The sequence below is a fragment of the Dictyoglomus sp. GBS genome, from assembly GCF_055179815.1.
In genome coordinates, this window is the sequence record NZ_CM143687.1 from 222,609 (window position 1) to 246,203 (window position 23,595).

Below are 23,595 nucleotides of genomic sequence, written 5' to 3' on the forward strand. Positions count from 1 at the left end.
ATCACCCTCCTACCCTCTCAAGATTTTCAGGATTCAAATATGAAAATACTTGAGACATCTCTGGACTACTTTTTATACTTTCATAAAACTCTCTATAAACATCTATGTATTTTTGATCTGACATTTTCTTTCCCCAAAGTTTTGAAACCTCTGAATTTATTTTTTTTATCAATATTACAAAATTGCTAACTAATTCATACCAGCTCACATTGAGGTTATTACTTAGTAAGAATTCACCATTGTTTATATTTAAAATATCTTTCCACAATCCCTCATTTTCATTATATATCTTCTCTATAATTTTCCTTATCTTTTCAGGATAAATTCCAATTCCCGTATAGGCTCTGACCAAATAATTTAGAAAAGAAGTAAGAATTTCAGCTATAAATTCTGTATTTCTCTCAATCTCACCAAATCTTAAAGAGGGAAGTTTTAAATTTTTAAAATCTTTTAGAGAAACAATGTGAAGCATCAAAAATCCTGATTTACTATTTAAATAATTTATGAGATTTATCTTATCCTCATCTTGACGCATCTTACCATCTTTCTCTGAATAATATCCTAAATATCTCCCATCATAAAAGAGAAAGTGAAGTTTTTCAGTATTAAAATCTAAAAAGATATGCCCTATCTGCTCCCTTTCCATAAGTTTTTCTATCATACCCATAGAATCAAATATCTTAGCATCACCACTTAAAACAGGATTAATAAATAATCTAATAAGTAAACTTTTTATAATTTCATCTTCAAGAACATATAAAGATATTGAGGAAACCCTCATCATAGCATCAGTAACAAAAGTCTCAATAGCTTCATCATCTTGAACCAAAATTGTACTATCAGTATAGGTAAATGCCTTTCGAGGATCACCATCTGTAATAAGTATTTGAGTAGTAATATCTCCAACTTTTCCCTCTAATACCCCATTAAAATTTTCCATATGAATCCACGCTACAAGTTCTTTTACATTAATTAGTGCTGAAGGCGTATCCTCGTATATAGGCTTTCCTTTTGGAAATTTCATTTTTATGCCCCCCTAAATTAAGAATTTTAGTGTTTATTTAATCTTTAATTTATTTTACCACAGAATAAGATGTGTAATATAATATTTAATCATGAAACTCACAGATCTTTTTTTTATATTCTTAAAAATTGGATGGTTGACCTTAGGCGGTGGATATGTAATGATCCCCCTATTCTTAGAGGAGATTGTTAAGAGAAGAAATTATATGGATGAAGAAGAATTTATAAAAACCCTTACCCTAGCTCAACTTTTTCCAGGTCCTATAGCCTTTAATCTTGCTGTTTCTGTAGGATATAAATTAGGAAAAATAAAAGGAGCTATCATATCTGCGTTAGCTGTAGTTATACCATCCTTTGTATCTATTCTTGTCATAGCTATCTTCTTTTTAAATTTTCAAAAATTAAAAATAGTACAAGGATTCTTTTATGGTTTAAGACCTGCCATTGCCTCTGCTATGGTTCTTGCAGTATTTGAAATTTTCAAAAAAAGAAAGTGGAATACTCTACGCTTTCTTTCTTTTCTTTTTCTATCATTAATTTTGATTGTATTTAAAATCAATCCTATTTATATAATCATTCCATCTCTTATAGTAATAATCTTATGGGTATACTTCAAGAATTAGCAAAAGTCTTTTTTAAAATAGGTCTTTTTGGTTTTGGGGGTGGATATGCTATCATTGCCCTAATAAGGCATTTAGTTGTAGAAGAGACAAAATGGCTTACTAACCTTCAATTCATAGATGTGGTTGCTATATCTCAAGTAACGCCAGGTCCTCTTGCCCTAAATGCAGCAACTTTTATAGGTTATAAAATGGGGGGAATATTGGGTAGCTTAGTGGCAACTTTTAGCTCTGTGTTAGCACCCTTTATCTTAGTGTATCTGGCATCTTATTTTGTCCATAATATTGGAAAAGAAAAAGTAGATCTGTATCTTTCTCTCCTCTCACCTCTCACTTTTGCCCTTATTATGTCTGGGACTTACAGTATATTAAAAGACTCTATATCTGATCCTTTTAGCATACTTCTATTTTTTATCTCATTATTTTTAGGGTATAAGGCAAAATGGAGTTTAACAAGAATCTTGCTTGTTTCTGGAATTATAGGTGAAATCTTATATTTATTCTTTAAATAGATTTATTGTATAGTACGTAAAAATATGGTAGAATTTAATCAAAATATAGCTTATTTTTTAATAATTATGAAAAAATTGGAGGGCATATAAGATGACAACCAACCTTTTAGAAGATTTTTTAAAATCTCTTTCAATCAGTGTATATCCTTCCTCTTTAAGAAGAATTAATGAAAGTTTTTATATTTTTGTAGCAAAAACAAACAAGGAAAAAAGGGTTGGTTTTTTGACAGATTCTAATTCTTTCTACCTACAAGATCCTTATTTTCCTGAGAATAAAAAGATAGAAGAACTTAACCTTTATGTAAATCTATATCCATTGAATTTTGACAATTACAAAAAAATTAATAATTTTATAAAAATATCTCCTTCCATATGTAAAAGAAAAACTTCCTTTGGTACTGGAGATAGATTAGGATTAGTAACCTCAGCTCAAATTTCTGCCCTAAAAGAATATAATCTTTTCCCTATAGTTGCCCAACAATCCCCGAGAGAACTTATCAAAACCCATAGAGATTTTAAAGATGTACTGCTTAAAAGTGTATTAGGAATTTTGGAAGCAAATTATCAAGGAGAATATGGGGCAGACGCAGATCACATAAAAGATGAAAAATACCTTTTAGAAGCAATAGATGCTGGATACACTATGTATACCTTAGATATAAGTGATCTGATACAAAAAATATCCTCCCTTTCTCAAAAAGAATTAAAAGAAAAATTTGAAAAGATATCAGGTACCTCAAAAAAGATAATTGAAAAGTATGCTGGCAGAAAAGTAAAGATCTCTGAAGACCAATACTTCGAACTTTCTTATGATGAACTTTGCAAATCTGCCATAATTTACGAAAATGCTATGCCCTTTATAGAAATGGTTTATGATATCCTAAGAAGTAAACTAACTGAATTTGATATAGAGATTTCCATTGATGAAGGAGAAAGGGATACCACTCCAGAAGATCATGTATTTGTGGTTGAATACCTACATCAAAAGGGAATTGACTTCAAGAGTCTTGCTCCTAAATTTCCAGGTGAATTTCAAAAAGGAATTGATTATCAAGGCAATATAAAAGAGTTTGAAGAATCTCTTGTAAAACATTATACATTAGCTAAAAACTTGGAAGGATATAGATTAAGTCTACATTCAGGAAGCGATAAATTCAGTATTTATAAGATCTTTTATAAAATTACTCAGGAAAATTTCCATATCAAGACATCAGGTACCAGTTGGCTTGAGGCAGTTAAAGTAATAGCCAAATTTGAGCCAGATTTATTCTTAGAGCTATATAACATTGCTCTTGAAAGTTTAGAAGAAAGCAAAAAAGCCTATAAAGTAAATATTAAGAAGGAAGATTTTCCAAAGGAAATAAAAGAAGATCTATTAGCTTTTCTTTCCAAAAAAGAAGTAAGACAACTTTTCCATATATCATATGGAACTCTCTTGGAGGAGAAGAGGGAAGAGATATATTCCATATTAGATAAATATGAGGAAGATCATTATAAATTTGTATATGAAAATATAAAAAGACATCTTCAGGAACTTTTTGAGGAGGGAAAAAATGTATAAAATAGCCATCGTTAATTCAAGTAGTTTTGGTAAATATTTTCCTGAACATATAGAAAGACTCAAAAAGATAGGTAACATAGAAAGATTCACTTTTCCTGGCGATATGCATGGTAAGGAATTGGCAGAAAAACTTATGGGATTTAATATTATTATAGCAAGTGTGACCCCATTTTATGATAGAGAATTCTTTGAATATAAAGATGAAACCCTACTTATAACGCGCCATGGTATAGGTTATAACAACATTGATATAAAAACTGCTACAGAGAAGGGAGTAATCGTAACTAAAGTACCAGGAGTAGTAGAAAGAGAAGCTGTAGCAGAAACAGCTATTGCCTTATTAATGGCGGTAATGAGGAAAATAAGAGAAGCATCTCTAAAAGCAAGAGAAGGTAAATGGGAAGAAAGGGCCAACTTTATAGGTTGGGAAATTAAAGATAAGACTGTAGGAATTATAGGATATGGAAATATTGGAAGTAGGGTAGGAGAAATCCTTAAAAATGGTTTTAATGCAAAAGTAATAGCTTATGACCCCAATATCCCAGATGAGAAATTAAAACAAATGTGGGTAGAGCCAGTATCCCTTGAAGAATTATTAAGTAGATCAGATATTATCTCTCTTAATGCCTCTTTAAATGAAAAAAGTAGGTATATGATATCAGAGAAAGAATTTAATATGATGAAAAATGGAGTAATTATAGTAAATACAGCAAGAGGAGAATTAATGGATGAAGAAGCATTGATTAAAGCTATAAAATCAGGAAAAGTTGCAGGAGTAGGCTTGGATGTAATGAAGGATGAACCACCAGATCCTCAAAATCCTCTCTTACATATGGATAATGTGGTAGTAACACCCCATATTGCTGCATATACTTATGAGTGCTTAAAAGGCATGGGAGACAAAGTAGTTTTAGATGTAGAAAAAATAGTCAATAAAGAAATCCCTGATGAAATCATAAATAAAGATGTATTGGAGAAATTGCCATGGAGAAAGATTTAGTTTTAGCAGTAGATTTAGGAACTACAAATATAAAAAGTGGAATTATTGATAAGGAAGGTAGAATTTTAGCCCTTATACAAAAAGAATTACCTTTAGAAAAGGATGCTTTAGGAAAAGCAGAGCATAATCCAGAGACCATATTTAATATATTTGTAGAAGTAGTGAGAGAAATAGTAAAAGGTTTTGAAGAAAGAATTAGTATCTTAATAACCTCTTCCTATATGTTTGGTCTTCTACCACTTAATAAAAACAAAAAGCCTCTCACAGGAATAATAACTCTCCTTGATACCCGATCCAGAGAAATTTTTGATGAACTTTTAAGAGAGGTAGATTTTAAGGAGATATATAAAAGGACTGGTTGTCCCCCTCTTCTTTATTATCCCTTTGTAAGAATATATTGGTTAAAAAAGAAACATAGGGAAATTTTTGATTCTGCTAAATATTATTTAGGTTCTAAATCATTTCTCATATATAAACTCTTAGGAGAAGCCTATACAGAACCAAGTATAGATTCCTCAACTCAGCTTCTAAATATTCATACCCTAAACTGGGATCCTTATGTCTTAGATTTTTTAGGTATAAAAGAGGAAAACCTTCCCACTGTAGTTCCAGGAGATAAAATATTAGGTAAACTCCCCAAAGAGACCTTAGATCTTCTTGGTCTAAAAGGAGATGTACTTTTAGGAGTAGGACTTTATGATGGTGGTGCTGTAGGTACAGGGATAGGCGCATTAGCAGGAGATGGAATAGGAATAATAAATATTGGTACTACCGCCATGTTTAGAGTACCATATCCTAAGGCTATCTTTGATAACCCAGAAAAAATGAGAATACAAGTACCTTATTTCTTTGATAATAAGTGGTTTCCAGGTGGAGGAATAAACAATGCAGGAATTATTCTAAAATGGTTTAGAGACAATATGTTTAATATGAGTTATGAGGAGCAAACTAATATGACAAAAGATGTTGATTCTGATGACCTCTTCTTCCTTCCTTATCTTACAGGAGAAAGAAATCCAGACATAGGAAGCATAGCCTCAGGTGTTTTATTTGGACTTCGTCCCCATCACAATAAAGCCCATGTAATAAAGGCAGGTATGGAAGGAGTATCCTATATTATAAGGATGCTATATGAAACCTTAAAAGAATTAGGAATAGAGATAAAAGAAGTAAGGGCTGGTGGGGGTGGAGCAAGATCAGATACCTGGATGCAAACTCTTTCAAATATAATGGGTATGGATGTAGCTGTAGCAGATACCGATGAACCTGCTCTTTTAGGTTCAGCTATCTTAGGTTTCAAAATAATAGGAGAATATCCTTCATATAGATCAGCTACTGAAAAAATGGTAAGAATCAAAAAGATTTATAAACCAGAGGAAGAAAAGGTTGAATATTATAAGAAAAGATTTGACTTTTTTGTATATCTTACCAAAAATTTAAAAGAAGCTTTTTCAATCCATACTCAATTAAAAAAGGGAGGTTCTTAAAATGAAAAGTTTTGTGGGGCTTATAGGGCTTGCTGTAATGGGACAAAACCTTGCTTTAAACATAGCAAGAAAAGGATATACTGTGGCTGTTTATAACAGAACACTTGATAAAACAGAGGAATTTATAAAAAACAGAGTAAAAGATGAAAAAATTTCTCCATATTATGACATAAAAAGTTTTGTAGAAGGAATAGAAAAACCAAGGAAAATAATTCTTATGGTAAAGGCAGGAAAACCAGTAGACGATGTTATAAATGAACTTCTTCCTTATTTAGAACCAGGAGATCTTATTATAGATGGAGGTAACTCTCATTATAAAGATACTTCAAGAAGACTCCAAGAATTAAGAGGAAAAAATATTCTATTTTTAGGTATGGGGGTTTCAGGGGGAGAGTATGGAGCTTTATATGGTCCCTCTTTAATGCCTGGTGGGACAAAAGAAGCCTATAGTTTAGTAGAGGAAATGCTTCTCAAAATAGCAGCAAAAACTGAAGATGGTCCATGCTGTACATATGTAGGACATGATTCAGCAGGTCATTTTGTAAAAATGGTCCATAATGGAATTGAATATGCAATTATGCAGATCATTTCTGAAGTTTACGATATTATGAGAAAAGGATTAAAGATGACATCAGAAGAAATAGGTGTCCTTTTTGAGGAATGGAATAAAGGAGAACTTAACTCATTTCTTATGGAAATCTCCTATAAGATTATGAGATACAAAGATCCAGAAACAGGAAGACCTTTGGTTGAGCTTATACTGGACAAAGCTGAGCAAAAAGGTACTGGAAAATGGACAGCTCAAACTGCTTTAGATTTAGGTATACCAACCCCCACCTTAAATCTTGCTGTAGAAGGAAGAATCATCTCTCATTTTAAAGAAGTTAGAGTAAAACTATCTCAAATAGCCTATAAAGAGATGGAGAATATAGATTTAAATAAAACAGAGGTTATAAAAGATTTAGAAAAAACCTTACTTCTTGGAGTATTTATATCCTTCTCTCAAGGTCTTTGGCTAATTGACGAAGCCTCAAAAACCTTTGGGTACGAAATAGATCTATCTGAGGTGCTTAGAATATGGAAGGGTGGCTGTATAATTAGAGCAAAGATCTTAAATTTCTTAAGGGAAATAATAAAAGAAAATCCTGCTAATGCTAATCTATTACTATCTCCTTTGGCCATAGATTTTATAAAAGATAAAATTTCCTCAGTAAAAAGAATATCTCAAATTGGAAGATCTCTATCTATTCCTCTTCTTGCCATAAATTCTACTCTTGACTACTATTATGCTTTATCTTCTGAGAATCTTCCTGCCAACCTTATTCAAGCTCAAAGAGATTTCTTTGGAGCCCATACCTATGAACGAACAGATAAAGAAGGCATTTTCCATACTGAATGGGAAAAATTAGAATAGGAGGTGAATAAAATGGGTTATGTGGAAGAGCTTTTCAATATAAAAGATAAAGTAGCCTTTTTCACAGGTGGGGGAGGTATATTAGCCTCTGCCATATCTGAGGGTTTAGGAAAAGCAGGAGCTAAAATTATACTTACAGATATCAATGAACAAGCTCTTATGAATCAGGTAGAGAAATTAAGAAGTATGGGGATTACTGCAGAAGGATACATAATGAATGCCTTAGATAAAAAGAATGTGGAGGAAGTAGCCCAAAAAGTAAAAAGCACCTTTGGAAGAGTAGATATTCTTCTTAATGCTGCAGGAGGAAATATACCAGAAGCAGTTACATCTGATAAGGTAACTTTTTGGGATCTTCCAGTAGAATCAATACAAAAAGTTGTAAACATAAACCTATTTGCAGGAGCTATAATTCCAAGTCAAGTCTTTGGTAAGATGATGTTAGAAAATCCAGATGGTGGAGTAATTATAAACTTTGCTTCCATGTCCTCTTTTAGACCTCTTACAAGGGTAGTAGGATATTCAGCTGCAAAAGCAGCAGTTGCAAACTTTACTCAGTGGCTTGCAGTATATGTAGCAAAAGAATTTTCTCCTAAGATCAGAGTCAATGCTATTGCCCCAGGTTTCCTTATCACAAATCAAAACAGATATTTACTTCTAAATGAAGATGGATCTTTAACTCCCCGTGGAAAAGCAGTAATAGATCATACACCAATGGGAAGATTTGGAGAGCCTGAAGAACTAATTGGCACAATTATTTGGCTTGCTTCTCCAGCCAGTTCCTTTGTAACAGGTGCAATAATCCCAATTGATGGTGGATTTAATGCTTTTTCAGGCGTATAAAAAAGAGAGGAGCAAAGGCGCTCCTCTCTTTACATTAAATATATAGGGTTTGTAAAGGCAAGAAGTTTATTTCCCTGCCAAAATTCTAAATACACGTAACCTTTATCTTCAAATCTTATTTGAAAAGCTCCTTTCTTTGTTTTAGGTATTTTAATAAATTCTTCTCCGTTGTATATAATCTTTACATCAGCTTCCTCTTCACAAGAGTATTTCAAAAAAATATCATCATCTATTCTTAAAGTCTCACCTATATTTTTATCATTCATATAGAATTCTACTTTAGGTCCAGAAGTAACATATACTTTACCTTCCCTTACACTCCTTATAATATTTTCAAGGGTAAGACTATCTACATAAACATAATTTACAGGGGTATCATCTCTTATATCTTCTATTTTATGCATATCAGAACTTCCAATAGCCGTAACTTTATATCCCTCTTTTAAAATCCTTCTCCATTCTTTTATTCCCTCAGTAATTTCAAATTTTCTAAGACCAAAGGTACCTGTCCATACCTCCATGGCATCCACGTAATCATAATCTATAGATATTTCACATCTACAACCAGGACATATGGGATAAGATAGAGTAAAAGGATGGGCAATACAGAAGATTCCCTCTTGATAATGTACCTTCTCAGCTAATCTTCTTATCCCCACATCAGGATTTACAAGATCCCAAGAGATATAATCACAGATTCCAAGACCTAAAAAATGTCCCCAAAAAGTAGTAAACTCTATACCTCCAAATATAGGGTATCCTTCATCCTCTATAGTGTGATATCCTGAAATTTTATTATGATCAGTTAAAAAAATAAAATCCAATCCTCTTTTAATGCTAAATTTAACAAGCTCTTCTATAGAAAGGGCACCATCACTATGGTTAGAATGAAGATGAAAATCCCCTTTTACCCAACCTTCTTTACTTTCCCATTCACGCAAAACAGAAGTATAAGGAAGAATAGGATCAGCTATTTTTGTATTATTCTCCCTATTCAAAAAGACCACTACATTTAATATACATCTTTTTAAAATCTGCTTTACTTCTAATATTAATTTCCACTCTCCTGGGGGAATCTCACCTGTAACACAACCAAGAGTACTTTCCTCTACTCCTATCTTAATCGGAATACCTTTCGTAAATCTATTATCACCTGTACCTCTAAATTTCCCCTCTGAATCAATAATCCTCAAATTAACTATGTTCTTTAAAGGAGAAAACTCTCTCCATATTTTCTCTAAAATCTGATTATTCTTTACATCTAATGGTTCAAATCCTTGTGATACATATTTCTTAAGAGCATCAATAATGGGCCTTTTAGATTCCTCATAGGATATACTTTCTGGTTCTAAAATTCCTTTTATTACAATCTCTTTTATTCCATCAGGGATTTCTATGTCTATAGGGATAAGCTTCTTAGAGTCTTCAGGATAAAGCTCTATATTAAAATGAAATTCATTACTCATATCCTCATATATCCCCCTTTATGAATGGTATTATACCTTAAATATTTTTATGTTAAAATACTTTATATTGAGAGATGGGAGGTAACTAATGAGTAATAAAGAGGTGAGTTATTTTAAAATTTTTCTTCTTGGTTTTGGATTCCTATCCATTTCTCTCCTATGGGCTATTTATAACTCTGACATTCCCATCATACTTCAGAAAACCTATAAGCTTTCAAGCTTTGTTGTAGGATGGATAATGAATCTTGATAATATCCTTGCTATCTTACTTATACCATTAATAGGGGCATTATCCGATAGAACCGTTACTAAAATTGGTAAAAGAATGCCATATATTATAAGCTCTCTTCCATTAGGAGCTATATTATTTGCCCTAATTCCTTGGATTCCTCTTGTATGGGGAATAAATACTGCTTCCTTGCTTCTGACCATTCTTGTAATTTTCTTAATGAATATTGCACAAGGAATAGGAAGAGGTCCTGTAATATCTTTAATGCCTGATCTGGTACCTCCTGAGGAAAGATCTCCTGCCAATGGGATTATAAATTTTATGGGGGGATTAGGAGCTCTTATCGCTTATTTTTTTGTTGGAAGAATATCCGCTGAAAATCGCCCCTTAGGCTTCCTTATCGTTGGAATTATACAGATTATAGCTGTTTTAATCTTACTTATCTTTGTAAAAGAGCATAAAGATTCCATAGTTTTAAAATCTTCAGAAAAGGTCTCCTGGAATGAATCCTTTAAAAGCCTTCTAAATATAAGGGATAAAAATCTTATATTTTTACTAATAGCTATTTTATTCTGGTTCATAAGTTTTAATGCAATAGAAACCTTCTATTCTGTGTATATGGCATTAGAATCTGGTCTTGACCCATCTGTAGGAGAAACCCTTGCCAAAACAAATTTGGGAATTTTATCCTTATCCTTTATGATATTTTCTATTCCATCAGGTTTCATTGGCAAAAAGATTGGTAGAAAAAAGGCTATTCTTTTGGGGATATTGGGCATGATTGTAACCTTAATGGGACTTATTATTTTGAAAAACATAAATATAATAAGATATCTCTTTATAATTGGAGGAATATCTTGGGCATTAATAAATATAAACTCTCTACCTATGGTTTTAGATTTTGCTTCTTTACAATTTCAAGGTACCTATACCGGTTTTTATTATTTTTCTTCCCAACTTGCCAGTATTATTTCTCCCCCATTAGCTGGCTTTTTAGCCGATATATTTAAAACGCGATTTATCATATTTTCTTTTTCTGCCTTTTTTGCCATACTTGCCCTAATCTCGATTTTAGAAGTAAAGGAGAAAAAAGCAGATGTTAATTTTAGGACATAGGGGCTGTGCATATTATCCAGAAAATACTATGAGGGCTTTTGAGGAAGCATTAAAAATAGCAGACGGTATAGAACTTGATGTACAAAAAACAGAAGATGGAATTCTTGTAATCTCTCATGATGAAAATCTTAAAAGGCTTACAGGAATAGATCTAAACATAAGAAGAACAAGCTTTGAAAATATAAAAAGGATAAATATTCAAGGAGAAAAGATACCAACCCTATCAGAGGTCTTAGATTTTGTTAAAAGTAAAAATAAATTTGTAGATATAGAAGTAAAAAACCCTGAGGATTTTATAGATACATACAAAATGGTTAAGAATTTTTCCTTAGAAAATTATGTGATATCTTCTTTTTGGCACAAGGGACTTTATGCTTTAAAGCTTCAAGAAAGTGCAAAAATAGGACTTCTTTATGTCCATGAACCAAGACCTGAAGAATTAGAAAAGTATTTCCAAATTGCAGATTTTTTAAAACCAAATTATAACTATGTAACAGATGATTACAGGAATTACTTTAAGGTTACCATACCTTGGACTGTAAATGATGAAGAAAAAGCAAAATATTTTAAAAAACGAGACACCTTCGCTATCATAACAGATTTTCCTGACAGAATTTTAGAAGGTATTAAAGGAGGGAAAGAAATGGTATTTAACAGTCCATATTTATCCTATTTTCTTCAAATGATTGATAAGGATACTGTTAAAAAAGGAAACAAATTAATAAGTTTTGAAGCAGTTAACTATATTATTCCCCTACATATAGAGGAACTAAGTATAGAAGGTGGAAATATAAAGATAAATAAAGAAATACCTTTTGTATGGAATATAGGAGAAAGGGTCAATTTTGAGATAGAAGCAATAGAAGAAAATCCAAAGATAAAGATTCGGGTAAGAGAAGTAGGTGAAGTAATATTTACCTTGAAAGATATAAGAAATTTCTTAGTATAGATTATTTATCTACTCTCCCTTTTAATAGATACCATATATAGAGATCCAACTCTCCTGAGACTTTATTGAGTAAAAAGGAGAGCTCTTTAAATTCCATTTCTATTTCTTCGTACCTTTTTTCTGTCCAAGCTTTTGGAATCTCCCTGATTATTCCTTCATTAAAAAGAAATCTCAAAATGTGTTTGTCAAGAATTGCCACATCCAATTTGCCAATATTTCTTAAAAAATGGCTTGCTTCCTTCCAACCTATCCCTTTTGCCTCTTTTACCAAAATCCTTCTTGCTTCTTTCTCAGGTAGATTAAAAAGATCTCTTAAGCTTCCAATAAGCTTACGATTTTCCACAATATACCGAGCTCTCATTAAAGGATACCTATGACCTACTTCTTTTAACTTCTCTGCTAATTCATTTTCTGAAAGTCTTGCAAAGTTTAATTTTCCTATATAATTTTGGGCCTTTATACCTCCTTGAGCAGACCAATTGGCAGTAAGTACACAAAAGGAAAGCTCTGAAAAAAGATCAAGCTCAGTTCCATATTTTCCTAAATTTTCAAATTCCTTTATTCTTTTCTCAACAAGAGGATAAGCCTCTTCTTCTATACTTTTTATCTTTTCTACTGCTGATCTATACTTCCACATCTATAAATTCCTTAAACCCTATCTCCTTAAGATCTATTTTACAAGTAAAGGCGAAAAATATTCCTCCTCTTTCCTTTAAAAGTCTCGCTGATAGAAAGAAATCCATATCAAGATCTTTATTTGGTTTTACTAACTTAGCATCTTCCCTTTGTACCACAAACACTACCCATTTTTCAAAAATCCAATCTGCCATATATTCTAAATGTCTTGTCCCCCTTAAAGTTGGTGCATCTGGAAAAAATCCTATATGATTTTTTACTAATGTAACTGATTTTACTTCTACAAGTATTTTATTATTTACTAGAAAATCATATCTTTTGCCATGGAACGTAAATTCTTTTCTTAAATCTTTGACCTTTACAGGAAATCTATATAGATTTTCTTCAAATATACGATTGGCTAAGGATGCATTTAAAGAAACAAGATTTCCGTTCTCTACCCCAAGAACAGCCTCAAAAGATGTTTTTCTTTTTTCTCCTTCTTTCTTAGATATATAAACCACAGATGAAGGATAAATTATATTTTCCAATCTCCCAGGATTTGGAAGATATGAAAGTACCTCTTTTCCATCATACTTTATAAATAATCTGAATCTTTTTTCTCTTCTTATAACTTCCGCTGATTCTAAAAGAGGAAGTCTCATAGAATGAATTATAACATAAAAGGGAGAAAGGAATATATTTCCTTTCTCCCAAAATAAAATTAGGTTATTACTTATTATTTATGTTTACTTCAAAAGATCCACTATCTTTTTGCCCTGATAGGTTAAAAGGTCCAATTTCTTGAGGGCCAATCTTTTCACATTATCAGGTAGAGGTACATATAAGAGTTCTTCAGCATATTTGTCTCCCTTTTCATATGCCCATCTAATAAATTTTACAAGAGCCTTTCCTTTTTCTAAATCTTTCTGTTCCTTAGGGATCAATAAGAAAGTGTAACCTGTAATAGGATAGCTATTTCTTCCAGGAGCATCTACTATATATACTGCAAAATCATCTGGTACCTTAAAGAAAGCTGCTGAACTCTTTATAGTCTCAAAAGTTGCATCTACCACATTACCAAATTTATTTCTTATTTTTGCATAAGGAAGATTATTTTGCTTTGCATAAGCAAGCTCTACATATCCAATAGCACCTATAGTATTTTTAACAATTCCTGCCACTCCCTCATTACCTTTTCCACCTATTCCTACTGGCCAGTTAACAGATGTACCCGCTCCTACTTTTTCCTTCCACTCTGAACTTACAGTAGAAAGAAAGTTGGTAAAAATAGCAGTTGTACCACTACCATCAGATCTTCTTGCTACAATAATAGGCATATTGGGAAGATTTAAATCTTTATTTACTGCTCTTATTTTGGGATCATTCCAGCTCTTTACTTTTCCAAGATAAATATCTGCTATAAGATCTCTTGTGAGTACTAAGTTATTTATATTAGGTAAATTATAGATCATCACAACAGCACCTATAACAGTAGGTATCATTATTAAACCATTTTCTCCCTGATCTTTTCCAGGAAGAGGTGCATCTGTTGCCCCAAAATCTACTGTTCTTGCCTTTATTTGCTGAATACCTGCCCCACTTCCTACAGATTGATAATTTATTTTAATGCCTGTTTCTTTCTCAAACTCATAAAACCAACGAGAATAAAGAGGATAGGGAAAAGTTGCTCCCGCACCGTTTATAAGAATACTTTGACCTAAGGATATAGAAGAAAGAAGAAGTAAAAACACTAAAATGAGAACCTTTCTCATGAATTTCCCTCCCTTTTAAGAATTAATATTCCTAAAAGAAATCTAATTTTTTAACTATTATCACCTCCCTTTCCAATTATTTCCATTATAGATTCTATTTTTTATAATTTAAAGTCCATTTAATCTTCAGTTAAATTTGTATAAAAAAAGGTTAAGTAATTGTTAAAGATAATCTGTGCTATAATAAATAAAAATTTTTAGAAAGGAGCGTGCAAAATGCCAGAATTTGGTACACCATTTTCAGTATTAGGCTTAGAAAGAAAAATTACAAAGGAAGAACTTATCAGAGCTATAAGATTATTCATTGCTGCAGAGTATGAAGCTATCCAATTATACGAGGAAATTGCAGAGGCTACTGATGATCCACTTGCTAAAAAGGTCCTTTATGATATAGCCAATGAAGAAAAAGTTCATGCTGGTGAATTCTTAAGACTTTTGAAAGAATTACATAAAGAGGAAGAAGACTTCTACAAAAAAGGCGAAGAAGAAGTGGAAGAGATGATAAAAGAGGAAAAAGAGTAAAAAATGTTTCACGTGAAACACTTTTGAGGGGATAGAATGGGTAAGATCATATCTGTTGCTAATCAAAAGGGAGGAGTAGGTAAAACTACTACAGTTATAAATTTGGGATATGCATTAGGAGAAATGGGTAAAAAAGTACTTATTGTGGATGGAGATCCTCAGGGAAATGCTACTAGTGGAATCTCTCCATTAAAAAATAAAAAACCAAATCTTTATTCAGCCCTTATAGGAGAGGTACCTATAGAAAAAGTTATATATCCTTTAAGGGATGGAAAAAATCCTATAAGAGAAAAGCTATTTCTAATACCTTCTAACATAGATCTGGCAGGGGCAGAGGTTGAACTGGTTTCAATGTTATTTAGAGAATTAAAATTAAAAGATTTGTTGAAAAAAATCTCCGATAATTTTGATTTTATTATTATAGATTCACCCCCCTCTCTTGGCCTTCTTACTGTTAATGCATTAGTTGCTTCAGATTTTGTATTAATACCCCTTCAATGTGAGTATTATGCTTTAGAAGGAATATCCCAACTTTTGAAGACTATAAATATAATCAAGAAAAATTTAAATCAAGATTTAGACATATTAGGTGTAGTACTTACCATGTACGCAAGAACTACCCTTGCTCAGCAGGTAGTAGAAGAAGCCTATAATTATTTTAAAGACAAAGTGTTCAAGACCCTTATACCAAGGAATGTCCGTTTAAGTGAAGCACCAAGTTATTCCCTTTCCATATTTGAATACGCCCCCGATTCTACAGGGGCAGAAGCCTATAAAGAATTTGCCAAAGAGGTGGTAGAACGTGTCTCTTAAAAAGAAGGGTTTAGGAAGAGGATTAGAAGCACTTCTTGGTGAAAATGAAAGGGAAGGAATAGAATTTGTTCCCATAGATAAAATTATTCCAAATCCAAAACAACCAAGAGAGACCCTTAACCCTGAGACATTACAAGAACTAATAGACTCAATAAAAAATGTGGGACTTTTACAGCCTATTCTTGTAAGACCAAAAAATGATTTATATGAAATCATAGCTGGTGAGAGAAGATACCATGCTGCAAAAGTAGCAGGTTTAAAGGAAATACCTGTAATTATTAAAGACATTGACGATCAAACAGCATGGGACATAGCCCTTACAGAAAATCTTCAAAGAGAAGATCTAAATCCTATTGAAAAAGCAAAAGCCTTCCAATACTATATAGAAACCTTTAATGTGACCCAAGAAGAATTAGCAGAGAGATTATCAATTAGTAGATCTGAGGTAGCAAACTTTCTCAGGCTTTTACAGCTTCCTCCAGAAATCCAAGAAGAGGTAAGAAGGGGAAATCTTACCTATGGCCATGCAAGAACACTTCTTGGAGTAGATGACCCCTACATTCAAAAACTTCTTGCCCAAAAGGTTATAAAAGAAAAGCTTTCAGTAAGAGAAACAGAAGATTTGGTAAAAAAGAAAAAAGTAAAGGAAAATATAGATCTTCCAGAAATAAGATCCATAGAAGAAAAACTACAAAGGCAATTAGGTACTAAGGTAAAGATACAACCTAAATCCCCTAATAAGGGTAAAATTACTATAGAGTATAAAAGTATGGAGGAGTTAGAAAATATTATTAAATTATTTCTGGACTAAATTATGAAAAAACTAAATGGAAAGATTCTTGAAAATTTAATACTTGATACATTAAAGGAGTTTGTAATTCTTTTGGATAAAAATTTAAAGATTCTTTTTGCCAATTCTTCGGCAGCAGAATCCCTACAACTTCAAAAAGAAGATATGATAAATAAATATTGTTATGAATTATGGCATCAAAGAAAAGAACTATGCATTAATTGTCCAGTAATAAGAGCAATGAAGAAAAAAGAACCCGATGAAGGAGAAGTGGTAACCCCCGATGGAAGATACTGGTATATAAAAGGGTATCCTGTAATAAATGAAGAAAATCAAGATATAGTAGGTGTTGTAGAGATAGTACAAGAAATAACAGAGAAAAAGAGAATGGAAAAAGAAATTCAATATTTAACATTCCATGATAAACTTACAGGTCTTTACAATAGAGCCTTTTTTGAAGAAGAATTAAAAAGATTAGATACAAAAAGACAGCTTCCTATAAGCATTGTAATAGGAGATTTAAACGGTCTAAAATTAGTAAATGATGCCTTCGGACATGAAAAGGGAGATGAACTTTTAATAAGTATCGCGGATGTTTTAAGAAAATCGTGTAGAAAAGAGGATATTATTGCCCGATGGGGCGGAGATGAATTTGTAATAATCTTTCCTAAGACACCTAAAGAAATAGCAGAGAAAATCTGTGATAGAATAAAGCAAAACTGTGAAGAACATAATAAAAACAATAATCAAACCCCTATACCTTTAAGCATCGCTTTAGGATATGCCACAAAGGAAATAGAGAATGAAAAAATAGATGAAATATTAAAGATAGCAGAAGATAGAATGTATAGAAATAAATTAATAGAAGGAAAGGGATTTAGAGATACGGTGCTTCAAACCTTAAAGGAATTGCTTTGGTCAAACTCTTACGAAAGCAAGGTGCATGAGGAAAGAATAAAGGAACTTGCCATAAGGATGTCTGATATACTGTATCTTTCTAATATAGAAAGAGAAGATTTAATACTTCTTTCTTATTTTCATGATATAGGAGAAATTACCATACCCCCTGAAATTTTAAAAAAGTATACATCCCTTACTGAGGAAGAATTTAAAAAAATAAAAACCCATCCAGAGGTAGGATACAGAATAGCAGAAGCATCTTATGAATTAACCAAAATTGCAGACTACATTCTTACTCATCATGAGTGGTGGAATGGTAAAGGATATCCAAGGGGATTAAAAAGAGAAGAAATTCCCCTTGTATCAAGGATCTTTTCAATAATTGATGCCTATGAAGTAATGACCTCAGGAAGACCATATAAGAAAGCAAAGACAAAAGAAGAGGCAATAGAAGAGCTAAAAAAATGTGCAGGATCTCAATTTGATCCAAATTTAGTAGAAGTATTTTTAACAATTATATAAACCATGGAACTTAAAGGGATAATTTGGGATTGGGATGGTACATTAGTAGACTCTTATACAGCTTGTATTGTAACCACTAAAAAGATCTTTTCTCATTTTGGTATAGAGGTAAAAGAAGAAGAATATAGAAAAAACTTTTCTCCAAATTGGTATGAAATATATGAAAATCACGGTTTACCAAAAGAATATTGGGAAAAAGTAGATGAGCTTTGGAAAAAATATTTTGACTATTCTCTAGTTAAGTGGAGAGAGAAGGCAGAAGAATTACTTTATTTCTTAAAAGGTTTTGGCCTTAAATTAGGAGTGGTAACTGCAAGTACAAGAAAAGATATTGAATCGGAAACTCCCTATTTACATCCCGAAAGATTTATAGACGAATGGATTTTTTGGGAAGATTCAGAAAAACCCAAACCAGATCCTATGCCTTTAAAAAAGATTTTACTAAAGATGAAATTATCTCCCTATGAGATTATATATATAGGAGATGCCCCTCAAGATATTTTAATGGGAAAAAGACTAAAGGTAGTAACTATTGGAGTTTATTCTTCATTTGTCTCCCCAGAAAGATTAGAAGAGGCATCTCCTAATTTCATTTTTAAAGATCTAAATGACATCTTTCATTTTTTTAAGGATTTACTTCTCTAATAATTTCTCTAAATTCTCCTTAATACTCTTTATAAAAGTTTCCGTATCTACATATTTATCAACAGGCGGTACTGCAAGAGGTTGAAGATCCTTTGTCATTATTCCACCTTCAATAGTCATAATCACCGACTTTTCAAGCTTATCAGCAAATTCTATAACATCCCTATCTCCATCTAATTCTCCTCTCTTTCTTATACCTCCGGTCCAAGCAAAGATGGAAGCAGTAGGATTAGTAGATGTCTTATTACCTTTCAAATACTCGTAATAATGCCTTCTTACAGTTCCATGAGCAGCTTCATACTCATATTCTCCGGATGGAGATACTAAAACTGATGTCATTAAACCAAGACTTCCAAACCCTGCAGCAATCATATCAGACATCACATCCCCCTCATAGTTCATACAAGCCCACAAAATTCCACCCTCACTTTTTATTATCTGGGCTACTGCATCATCAATAAGAAAATATCTATAACTTATACCACTATTCTCAAAGTCTTTCTTTCTTTTTTCTACCTCATCTCTAAATATTTCCTTAAAAAACCCATGATAAATTTTTGATATAGTATCTTTTGCTGAAAACCATAAATCAACTTTTTCGCTTAAAGCATAGTTTATACACGATTTCGCAAAACTTCTAATAGACTTCTCTGTATTATGAATAACCATAAATACACCTTTACCATCAAAATTATGAACCGAGAAATTCTTGTTTTCAGAATTTTTTAAACTTACTTCCAAAGAAACATTACCTTCCACTTTGTATTCAAAGGCATTATAGATATCTCCATATGCATGTCTTCCAATAATAATAGGCTTTTTCCATGTTCTAACAAAAGGTGGAATATTTTTTACAATAATAGGTTTCCTAAAAACAGTACCATCTAAATATGCCCTTATTGTTGCATTTGGACTTTTCCAAGCTCTTTTTAGATTATACTCTTTTACTCTTTCATCATCAGGAGTAATAGTGGCGCACTTTACCCCTACCTTATATTCTTTTATAGCCTTAGCGGATTCCAAAGTTACCATATCATCAGTCCTATCTCGATTTTCAATTCCTAAATCAAAATAGATTATAGGTATATCAAGATAAGGAAATATAAGCTCTTCTTTTATCCATTTCCACATAACTCTTGCCATTTCATCTCCATCAAGTTCTACAATTGGATTTTTTACTTTTATCACTTTATCATTCCTCCTTAAAAATAATATCTTGAAGGATTATAATAATATAAATAATACAAGAGGAAAGGGAAAGGGAGCAAGTACATGTGGTGGTTTAAAAAACCCTATCTTATTCTTATATATGAAATCACATTTATCTCTCCCTTGACACCTGAGAAGAAAATAGAGATAGAAAATCAAAAAAATTATATTTATAGAATTTTAGAAGAAGAATTTAAAAAAGCAAATTGCGAGGTTATTATTTGGGATAAAGATAAATATCATCAACCAATAAATTCCACTTATGCAGTAATAATTAATCCAGTTTATCTTAGCCTAAATGAAAAAGTAGAAAATGTACTCAAAAATAATACAGAGGATATAAACCTTTTAAGAGAGGATCTCCCAGAGGTAGAACCCTTAGCTGTAAAAATTGGCAAAAAAATTTGTGAAATTCTACAAATTTATCCAGAGCTTCACCCCAATTTTATAAATATGATATTCATGGAAGATAATATAGACATTCATCATATTAAATCCTCCACAAAGGTGCTTTTTATAAGATTCCTTATGGCAAAATTAGGAGCCTTTAAAAATATAATAGTTCCGATAAAAGAAAATAAAATAAAAGATAACAAAATTATCTTAGGAACCTTAGAAGGAGGACATCCCTCCCTTTCTTTAAATGAAATTGCCAAAAGACTTATGGTTTTTGGTTCATGTAAAGAGGTGGGTGGTTGGAAAGAAATAGAAAATATAGAAATTCCAAAAGAAGTATGGCAAAAATCAATAGTTTTAAATAGTGTGATTGACCTTGGAAAATTCTTAGGAGAAAAAGGATTACTTTCTTCTCCTGTAGAGATAAAAAATCTAATAAAAGACGAAAAATTATATAAATTTATTACTAGATTAATCAATTACTCAAGACAGGCTGAAGGAGCTTTCATGGCTTATGAGCCTGATATATATAATGGTGTTTTTGCAGTAACATGTTCAGGAAAATATGGCACTATAAAGAGTAATCTTACCTCTAAGGACATAGCTTTTGTCATACCTATAGAAGAAAGAAGAATTGGAGTAATAAAAAAGGAAGGCGAAGAAACCTTAGGCCCCTCTGTAGAAGCAGAAGAATTTGTTATACCATTATGGGAACATGACAAAAAGATAAAAATTAAAAAGGTAGAAAATGGTTATTTATATGATGAAAAAGGGAAATATATGCCTCCTATAAGAGGAATTGTTCATCTTCATAGAGGATATAAAATTCATTTTTTTAATGATGAATTCATAGAAGTACCAGTAGATATAGAAAATTATCCACCAGTTGGATGTGGAGTAGATCTTATGCAAGAAATGAGCAGATATGCCATTAATAAAGCAGTAGAAATATGGGAAAATAAGGATAGAAAGCCTTGTCTAGCCTTTTTCAATGTACCTAATCATGGTACTAATATATTTATATTTTGGAAGGATATAAATGGTATTATTCCTAAAAATCCTTTTTATTTCCTTATAAAGTATATTTCAGAAAATAAAATAAATTTCATAGAAGTACCCCAACTCTAACTTTAGTATTTTTCTTACAATTTTTGTTAAAATTTTTTAATAATTTCAAAATGAAATTACCCCCCTTTACAAAATTGTTTCTATATGATATTATTTTAAACACAAAGGGACCTTAGAGCATGGTCCAAGATATAATTTACCCCAAATATAGGAGGTGTAAAGATGAGGGGTAAGGTTTAGGGGTACTTTTAACAGTTTTACTTTTAACACTCTTGTTTGTACCTTCTACCTTAGGTCAAGTTTCTTTACCACGTAATGAGACTGTATATACTGTTGGAGCTCTTTGGTCAGCAACTACTTATAGCTTATATGCACCCTCAGCAACCTATGGAACAGAACATTTCATGTACTTACCACTCTTTATCTACAGCAACATGAAAGACGGATGGTTACCAGTTATTGCTGAGTCATTCACAGCAGTAAATAAAACCACATTAAGAGTAAAGATTAGAGATATTGCAAAATGGAGTGATGGTACACCAATTACAGCTCAAGATGTTGAGTTCACCTTCAATTGTACAAAGGAAGTAGGATTTGGTCCTGGTAATGGTTGGTGGGATTACATTAAATCTGTAAAAGCATTAGATAGCAAAACTGTAGAATTTGTAATGAGACCAGATGCTCAAAACTATGCATCTTTCTTAGGTTATGCATTAACAACAAGAATCGTTCCTAAACACGTATATGAACCACTTTTAAAGAAAGGCGTTCAAGCTGTAAAAGACTTCCAAAACGATGATCCAGCCAAACAAGTAGTATCTGGACCATATAAACTCTACTACACAGATCCTAACATCGTTGTATACGGAAGGATTGATGATTGGTGGGGTAAATCTGTATTTGGACTTCCTGTACCCAAATATATTGCCAACGTGATTTATAGAGATAACGCAGTTGCAAACTTAGACTTTGAGAAAGGAAATGCTGATTGGGCAGGAGTATTTATACCAGATGTAAGCTCTCTCTGGAAAACCAAGAAACTCCCAATTGGTACATGGTTCAAAGATAAACCATACTTCATGCCAGATGGACTTGATTTACTCTACATAAGCTACTACAACCCACTTCTTAAAGATCCCGCTGTAAGAAAAGCTATTGCCTACGCTATTCCATACAAAGAAATGCTTGATAAAGCATACTTTGGCTACGGTAACCAAGCCCATCCATCAATGGTAATAGATGACTTTGAAGCATATCATGAATACATTGATCATGCATATGCAAGATATTACTGGGGTTCTCCAGATGGAAAACCTAAGACTGATCTTAAGAAAGCAAACGAGATACTTGATAAGGCAGGATACAAGAAAGGAAAAGATGGAATAAGAATTAGCCCAGATGGAAAGAGAATGGGTACCTTCACCATCCAAGTTCCAAATGGTTGGACCGACTGGATGATGATGTGTGAAATGATGGCAGCAAATATGAGAGCAATAGGTCTCGATGTAAAGACTGAATTCCCAGACTACTCCGTATGGTGGACAAGATGGACACAAGGAACATTTGATTTCATACTTGGATGGTCTGCTGGCCCCGGATTTGATCATCCATGGAACGTCTACAGATTAGTACTTGATCCAGCACTCTATAAGCCATTTGGTCAGGATCAATATGGTAACTTTGAAAGATATAACAATCCAGAAGTAGGAAAACTCTTAGATAAGATTGCAGCAACTCTTGATCCAAAAGTAAAGAAGACATTATTCTACCAGATACAAAGAATTATTTACAGAGACCTTCCTGCTATACCTCTCTTCTATGGTGCCCACTGGTATGAATACAACGAAACAGTATGGACAGGATGGCCTAATGCAGAAAAACCATGGTGGTTCCCAGCTGCTCCATGGAGTGGATATGCACTTCCTGTCCTCTTTGGTATTGCACCAAAAGGTCAAACACCCAAAGTTCCTACATGGGTAGAACTTAAAGCAAAAGGCGGACTCTTGATACCAACCAACGATATACTCAATGCCTTAGCAAAAGCAAAAGCCAAGTAATAATTTAGGAAAGCAAAATGGATCATGCTCTAAGGTCCTAAAGGTTAATAACGAAACATATCC

General features: G+C 32.4%; 22 protein-coding genes. 16 read left to right on the forward strand and 6 right to left on the reverse strand.

Features of this window, described 5'->3' with window-relative positions; translation table 11 throughout:
- Nucleotide 1 precedes the first annotated feature (1 nt).
- Complete coding sequence (locus tag ACY3IT_RS01055) at nt 2–1,024, reverse strand: hypothetical protein (protein ID WP_463082945.1); 1,023 nt, start codon at nt 1,022–1,024, stop codon at nt 2–4.
- Between the two features lie 91 nt (nt 1,025–1,115).
- Between ACY3IT_RS01055 and ACY3IT_RS01060 the strand changes: the two genes are divergently transcribed.
- From ACY3IT_RS01060 to ACY3IT_RS01090, 7 genes are all read left to right on the forward strand, one after another.
- Nucleotides 1,116–1,646: a chromate transporter gene (locus ACY3IT_RS01060; RefSeq protein ID WP_463082946.1), complete on the forward strand. Its 531-nt coding sequence runs from the start codon at nt 1,116–1,118 to the stop codon at nt 1,644–1,646.
- Nucleotides 1,625–2,155: a chromate transporter gene (locus ACY3IT_RS01065; RefSeq protein WP_463082947.1), complete on the forward strand. Its 531-nt coding sequence runs from the start codon at nt 1,625–1,627 to the stop codon at nt 2,153–2,155. The genes ACY3IT_RS01060 and ACY3IT_RS01065 overlap by 22 nt, the downstream gene beginning before the upstream one ends.
- A gap of 91 nt (nt 2,156–2,246) precedes the next feature.
- The gene (locus tag ACY3IT_RS01070) at nt 2,247–3,716 is read left to right on the forward strand and encodes a tagaturonate epimerase family protein (RefSeq protein ID WP_463082948.1); all 1,470 of its coding nucleotides are present in this window, start codon (nt 2,247–2,249) and stop codon (nt 3,714–3,716) included.
- Entirely contained in the window at nt 3,709–4,716 is a 1,008-nt protein-coding gene (locus ACY3IT_RS01075; protein ID WP_463082949.1) for a D-isomer specific 2-hydroxyacid dehydrogenase family protein, read from the forward strand. Before ACY3IT_RS01070 ends, ACY3IT_RS01075 begins: the two co-directional genes overlap by 8 nt.
- Entirely contained in the window at nt 4,701–6,203 is a 1,503-nt protein-coding gene (locus ACY3IT_RS01080) for a gluconokinase (protein ID WP_463082950.1), read from the forward strand. The genes ACY3IT_RS01075 and ACY3IT_RS01080 overlap by 16 nt, the downstream gene beginning before the upstream one ends.
- Nucleotide 6,204: 1 nt before the next feature.
- Nucleotides 6,205–7,617: an NADP-dependent phosphogluconate dehydrogenase gene (gndA, locus tag ACY3IT_RS01085; protein ID WP_463082951.1), complete on the forward strand. Its 1,413-nt coding sequence runs from the start codon at nt 6,205–6,207 to the stop codon at nt 7,615–7,617.
- A gap of 12 nt (nt 7,618–7,629) precedes the next feature.
- Entirely contained in the window at nt 7,630–8,460 is an 831-nt protein-coding gene (locus tag ACY3IT_RS01090; protein WP_463082952.1) for an SDR family oxidoreductase, read from the forward strand.
- A gap of 29 nt (nt 8,461–8,489) precedes the next feature.
- Here the strand turns inward: ACY3IT_RS01090 and ACY3IT_RS01095 are convergent, their stop codons facing one another.
- On the reverse strand, nt 8,490–9,926 hold the full coding sequence (locus ACY3IT_RS01095) for a CehA/McbA family metallohydrolase (protein ID WP_463082953.1): 1,437 nt from the start codon (nt 9,924–9,926) through the stop codon (nt 8,490–8,492).
- Between the two features lie 88 nt (nt 9,927–10,014).
- Here ACY3IT_RS01095 and ACY3IT_RS01100 point away from each other — a divergent pair, with 88 nt between their 5' ends.
- Nucleotides 10,015–11,271, forward strand: coding sequence for an MFS transporter (locus ACY3IT_RS01100; RefSeq protein WP_463082954.1), 1,257 nt, complete (start codon nt 10,015–10,017; stop codon nt 11,269–11,271).
- Entirely contained in the window at nt 11,252–12,220 is a 969-nt protein-coding gene (locus ACY3IT_RS01105; protein WP_463082955.1) for a glycerophosphodiester phosphodiesterase, read from the forward strand. Before ACY3IT_RS01100 ends, ACY3IT_RS01105 begins: the two co-directional genes overlap by 20 nt.
- A 1-nt stretch (nt 12,221) precedes the next feature.
- Here ACY3IT_RS01105 and ACY3IT_RS01110 read toward each other — a convergent pair whose 3' ends face one another.
- The 3 genes from ACY3IT_RS01110 to pstS all read right to left on the reverse strand — a co-directional run bounded on the left by ACY3IT_RS01110 (nt 12,222) and on the right by pstS (nt 14,610).
- Entirely contained in the window at nt 12,222–12,857 is a 636-nt protein-coding gene (locus tag ACY3IT_RS01110) for an N-glycosylase/DNA lyase (protein WP_463082956.1), read from the reverse strand.
- A complete protein-coding gene (locus tag ACY3IT_RS01115; RefSeq protein WP_463082957.1) occupies nt 12,844–13,500 on the reverse strand; it encodes a DNA/RNA nuclease SfsA in 657 nt (218 codons plus the stop codon). Before ACY3IT_RS01115 ends, ACY3IT_RS01110 begins: the two co-directional genes overlap by 14 nt.
- Nucleotides 13,501–13,584: 84 nt before the next feature.
- Nucleotides 13,585–14,610 (reverse strand): phosphate ABC transporter substrate-binding protein PstS, encoded by a 1,026-nt coding sequence (pstS, locus tag ACY3IT_RS01120; RefSeq protein ID WP_463082958.1) that lies wholly within the window; start codon nt 14,608–14,610, stop codon nt 13,585–13,587.
- Between the two features lie 216 nt (nt 14,611–14,826).
- Here pstS and ACY3IT_RS01125 point away from each other — a divergent pair, with 216 nt between their 5' ends.
- The 5 genes from ACY3IT_RS01125 to ACY3IT_RS01145 are packed head-to-tail and all read left to right on the forward strand — an operon-like array spanning nt 14,827 to nt 18,802.
- Nucleotides 14,827–15,132 carry a ferritin family protein gene (locus ACY3IT_RS01125; protein ID WP_463082959.1) on the forward strand — a complete coding sequence of 102 codons (306 nt, stop codon included), beginning with the start codon at nt 14,827–14,829 and terminating at the stop codon, nt 15,130–15,132.
- 36 nt (nt 15,133–15,168) lie between these two features.
- Nucleotides 15,169–15,945 (forward strand): ParA family protein, encoded by a 777-nt coding sequence (locus ACY3IT_RS01130; protein WP_463082960.1) that lies wholly within the window; start codon nt 15,169–15,171, stop codon nt 15,943–15,945.
- Nucleotides 15,935–16,756: a ParB/RepB/Spo0J family partition protein gene (locus ACY3IT_RS01135; protein ID WP_463082961.1), complete on the forward strand. Its 822-nt coding sequence runs from the start codon at nt 15,935–15,937 to the stop codon at nt 16,754–16,756. Before ACY3IT_RS01130 ends, ACY3IT_RS01135 begins: the two co-directional genes overlap by 11 nt.
- Before the next feature lie 3 nt (nt 16,757–16,759).
- Complete coding sequence (locus tag ACY3IT_RS01140) at nt 16,760–18,157, forward strand: HD-GYP domain-containing protein (RefSeq protein WP_463082962.1); 1,398 nt, start codon at nt 16,760–16,762, stop codon at nt 18,155–18,157.
- Nucleotides 18,158–18,160: 3 nt separating this feature from the next.
- Entirely contained in the window at nt 18,161–18,802 is a 642-nt protein-coding gene (locus ACY3IT_RS01145; RefSeq protein WP_463082963.1) for an HAD family hydrolase, read from the forward strand.
- On the opposite strand, the gene ACY3IT_RS01150 is transcribed toward ACY3IT_RS01145, so the two are convergent.
- Complete coding sequence (locus ACY3IT_RS01150) at nt 18,791–19,945, reverse strand: NADP-dependent isocitrate dehydrogenase (RefSeq protein WP_463083655.1); 1,155 nt, start codon at nt 19,943–19,945, stop codon at nt 18,791–18,793. The genes ACY3IT_RS01145 and ACY3IT_RS01150 overlap by 12 nt on opposite strands.
- 129 nt (nt 19,946–20,074) lie before the next feature.
- Between ACY3IT_RS01150 and ACY3IT_RS01155 the strand changes: the two genes are divergently transcribed.
- Both ACY3IT_RS01155 and ACY3IT_RS01160 read left to right on the forward strand, forming a co-directional pair.
- Complete coding sequence (locus ACY3IT_RS01155; RefSeq protein WP_463082964.1) at nt 20,075–21,535, forward strand: hypothetical protein; 1,461 nt, start codon at nt 20,075–20,077, stop codon at nt 21,533–21,535.
- 212 nt (nt 21,536–21,747) lie between these two features.
- The gene (locus tag ACY3IT_RS01160) at nt 21,748–23,532 is read left to right on the forward strand and encodes an ABC transporter substrate-binding protein (protein ID WP_463082965.1); all 1,785 of its coding nucleotides are present in this window, start codon (nt 21,748–21,750) and stop codon (nt 23,530–23,532) included.
- Nucleotides 23,533–23,595: the final 63 nt, after the last annotated feature.

What these genes read in the sequence shown, in the direction of transcription:
- ACY3IT_RS01115 (WP_463082957.1), bottom strand. Translation starts at nt 13,500, where the DNA reads ATGAGACTTCCTCTTTTAGAATCAGCGGAAGTTATAAGAAGAGAAAAA.
- ACY3IT_RS01150 (WP_463083655.1), bottom strand. Translation starts at nt 19,945, where the DNA reads ATGGCAAGAGTTATGTGGAAATGGATAAAAGAAGAGCTTATATTTCCT.
- ACY3IT_RS01155 (WP_463082964.1), top strand. Translation starts at nt 20,075, where the DNA reads ATGTGGTGGTTTAAAAAACCCTATCTTATTCTTATATATGAAATCACA.
- ACY3IT_RS01090 (WP_463082952.1), top strand. Translation starts at nt 7,630, where the DNA reads ATGGGTTATGTGGAAGAGCTTTTCAATATAAAAGATAAAGTAGCCTTT.
- ACY3IT_RS01125 (WP_463082959.1), top strand. Translation starts at nt 14,827, where the DNA reads ATGCCAGAATTTGGTACACCATTTTCAGTATTAGGCTTAGAAAGAAAA.
- ACY3IT_RS01075 (WP_463082949.1), top strand. Translation starts at nt 3,709, where the DNA reads ATGTATAAAATAGCCATCGTTAATTCAAGTAGTTTTGGTAAATATTTT.
- ACY3IT_RS01140 (WP_463082962.1), top strand. Translation starts at nt 16,760, where the DNA reads ATGAAAAAACTAAATGGAAAGATTCTTGAAAATTTAATACTTGATACA.
- ACY3IT_RS01065 (WP_463082947.1), top strand. Translation starts at nt 1,625, where the DNA reads ATGGGTATACTTCAAGAATTAGCAAAAGTCTTTTTTAAAATAGGTCTT.
- ACY3IT_RS01080 (WP_463082950.1), top strand. Translation starts at nt 4,701, where the DNA reads ATGGAGAAAGATTTAGTTTTAGCAGTAGATTTAGGAACTACAAATATA.
- ACY3IT_RS01130 (WP_463082960.1), top strand. Translation starts at nt 15,169, where the DNA reads ATGGGTAAGATCATATCTGTTGCTAATCAAAAGGGAGGAGTAGGTAAA.
- gndA (WP_463082951.1), top strand. Translation starts at nt 6,205, where the DNA reads ATGAAAAGTTTTGTGGGGCTTATAGGGCTTGCTGTAATGGGACAAAAC.
- ACY3IT_RS01060 (WP_463082946.1), top strand. Translation starts at nt 1,116, where the DNA reads ATGAAACTCACAGATCTTTTTTTTATATTCTTAAAAATTGGATGGTTG.
- ACY3IT_RS01055 (WP_463082945.1), bottom strand. Translation starts at nt 1,024, where the DNA reads ATGAAATTTCCAAAAGGAAAGCCTATATACGAGGATACGCCTTCAGCA.
- ACY3IT_RS01100 (WP_463082954.1), top strand. Translation starts at nt 10,015, where the DNA reads ATGAGTAATAAAGAGGTGAGTTATTTTAAAATTTTTCTTCTTGGTTTT.
- pstS (WP_463082958.1), bottom strand. Translation starts at nt 14,610, where the DNA reads ATGAGAAAGGTTCTCATTTTAGTGTTTTTACTTCTTCTTTCTTCTATA.
- ACY3IT_RS01145 (WP_463082963.1), top strand. Translation starts at nt 18,161, where the DNA reads ATGGAACTTAAAGGGATAATTTGGGATTGGGATGGTACATTAGTAGAC.
- ACY3IT_RS01095 (WP_463082953.1), bottom strand. Translation starts at nt 9,926, where the DNA reads ATGAGTAATGAATTTCATTTTAATATAGAGCTTTATCCTGAAGACTCT.
- ACY3IT_RS01070 (WP_463082948.1), top strand. Translation starts at nt 2,247, where the DNA reads ATGACAACCAACCTTTTAGAAGATTTTTTAAAATCTCTTTCAATCAGT.
- ACY3IT_RS01105 (WP_463082955.1), top strand. Translation starts at nt 11,252, where the DNA reads ATGTTAATTTTAGGACATAGGGGCTGTGCATATTATCCAGAAAATACT.
- ACY3IT_RS01110 (WP_463082956.1), bottom strand. Translation starts at nt 12,857, where the DNA reads ATGTGGAAGTATAGATCAGCAGTAGAAAAGATAAAAAGTATAGAAGAA.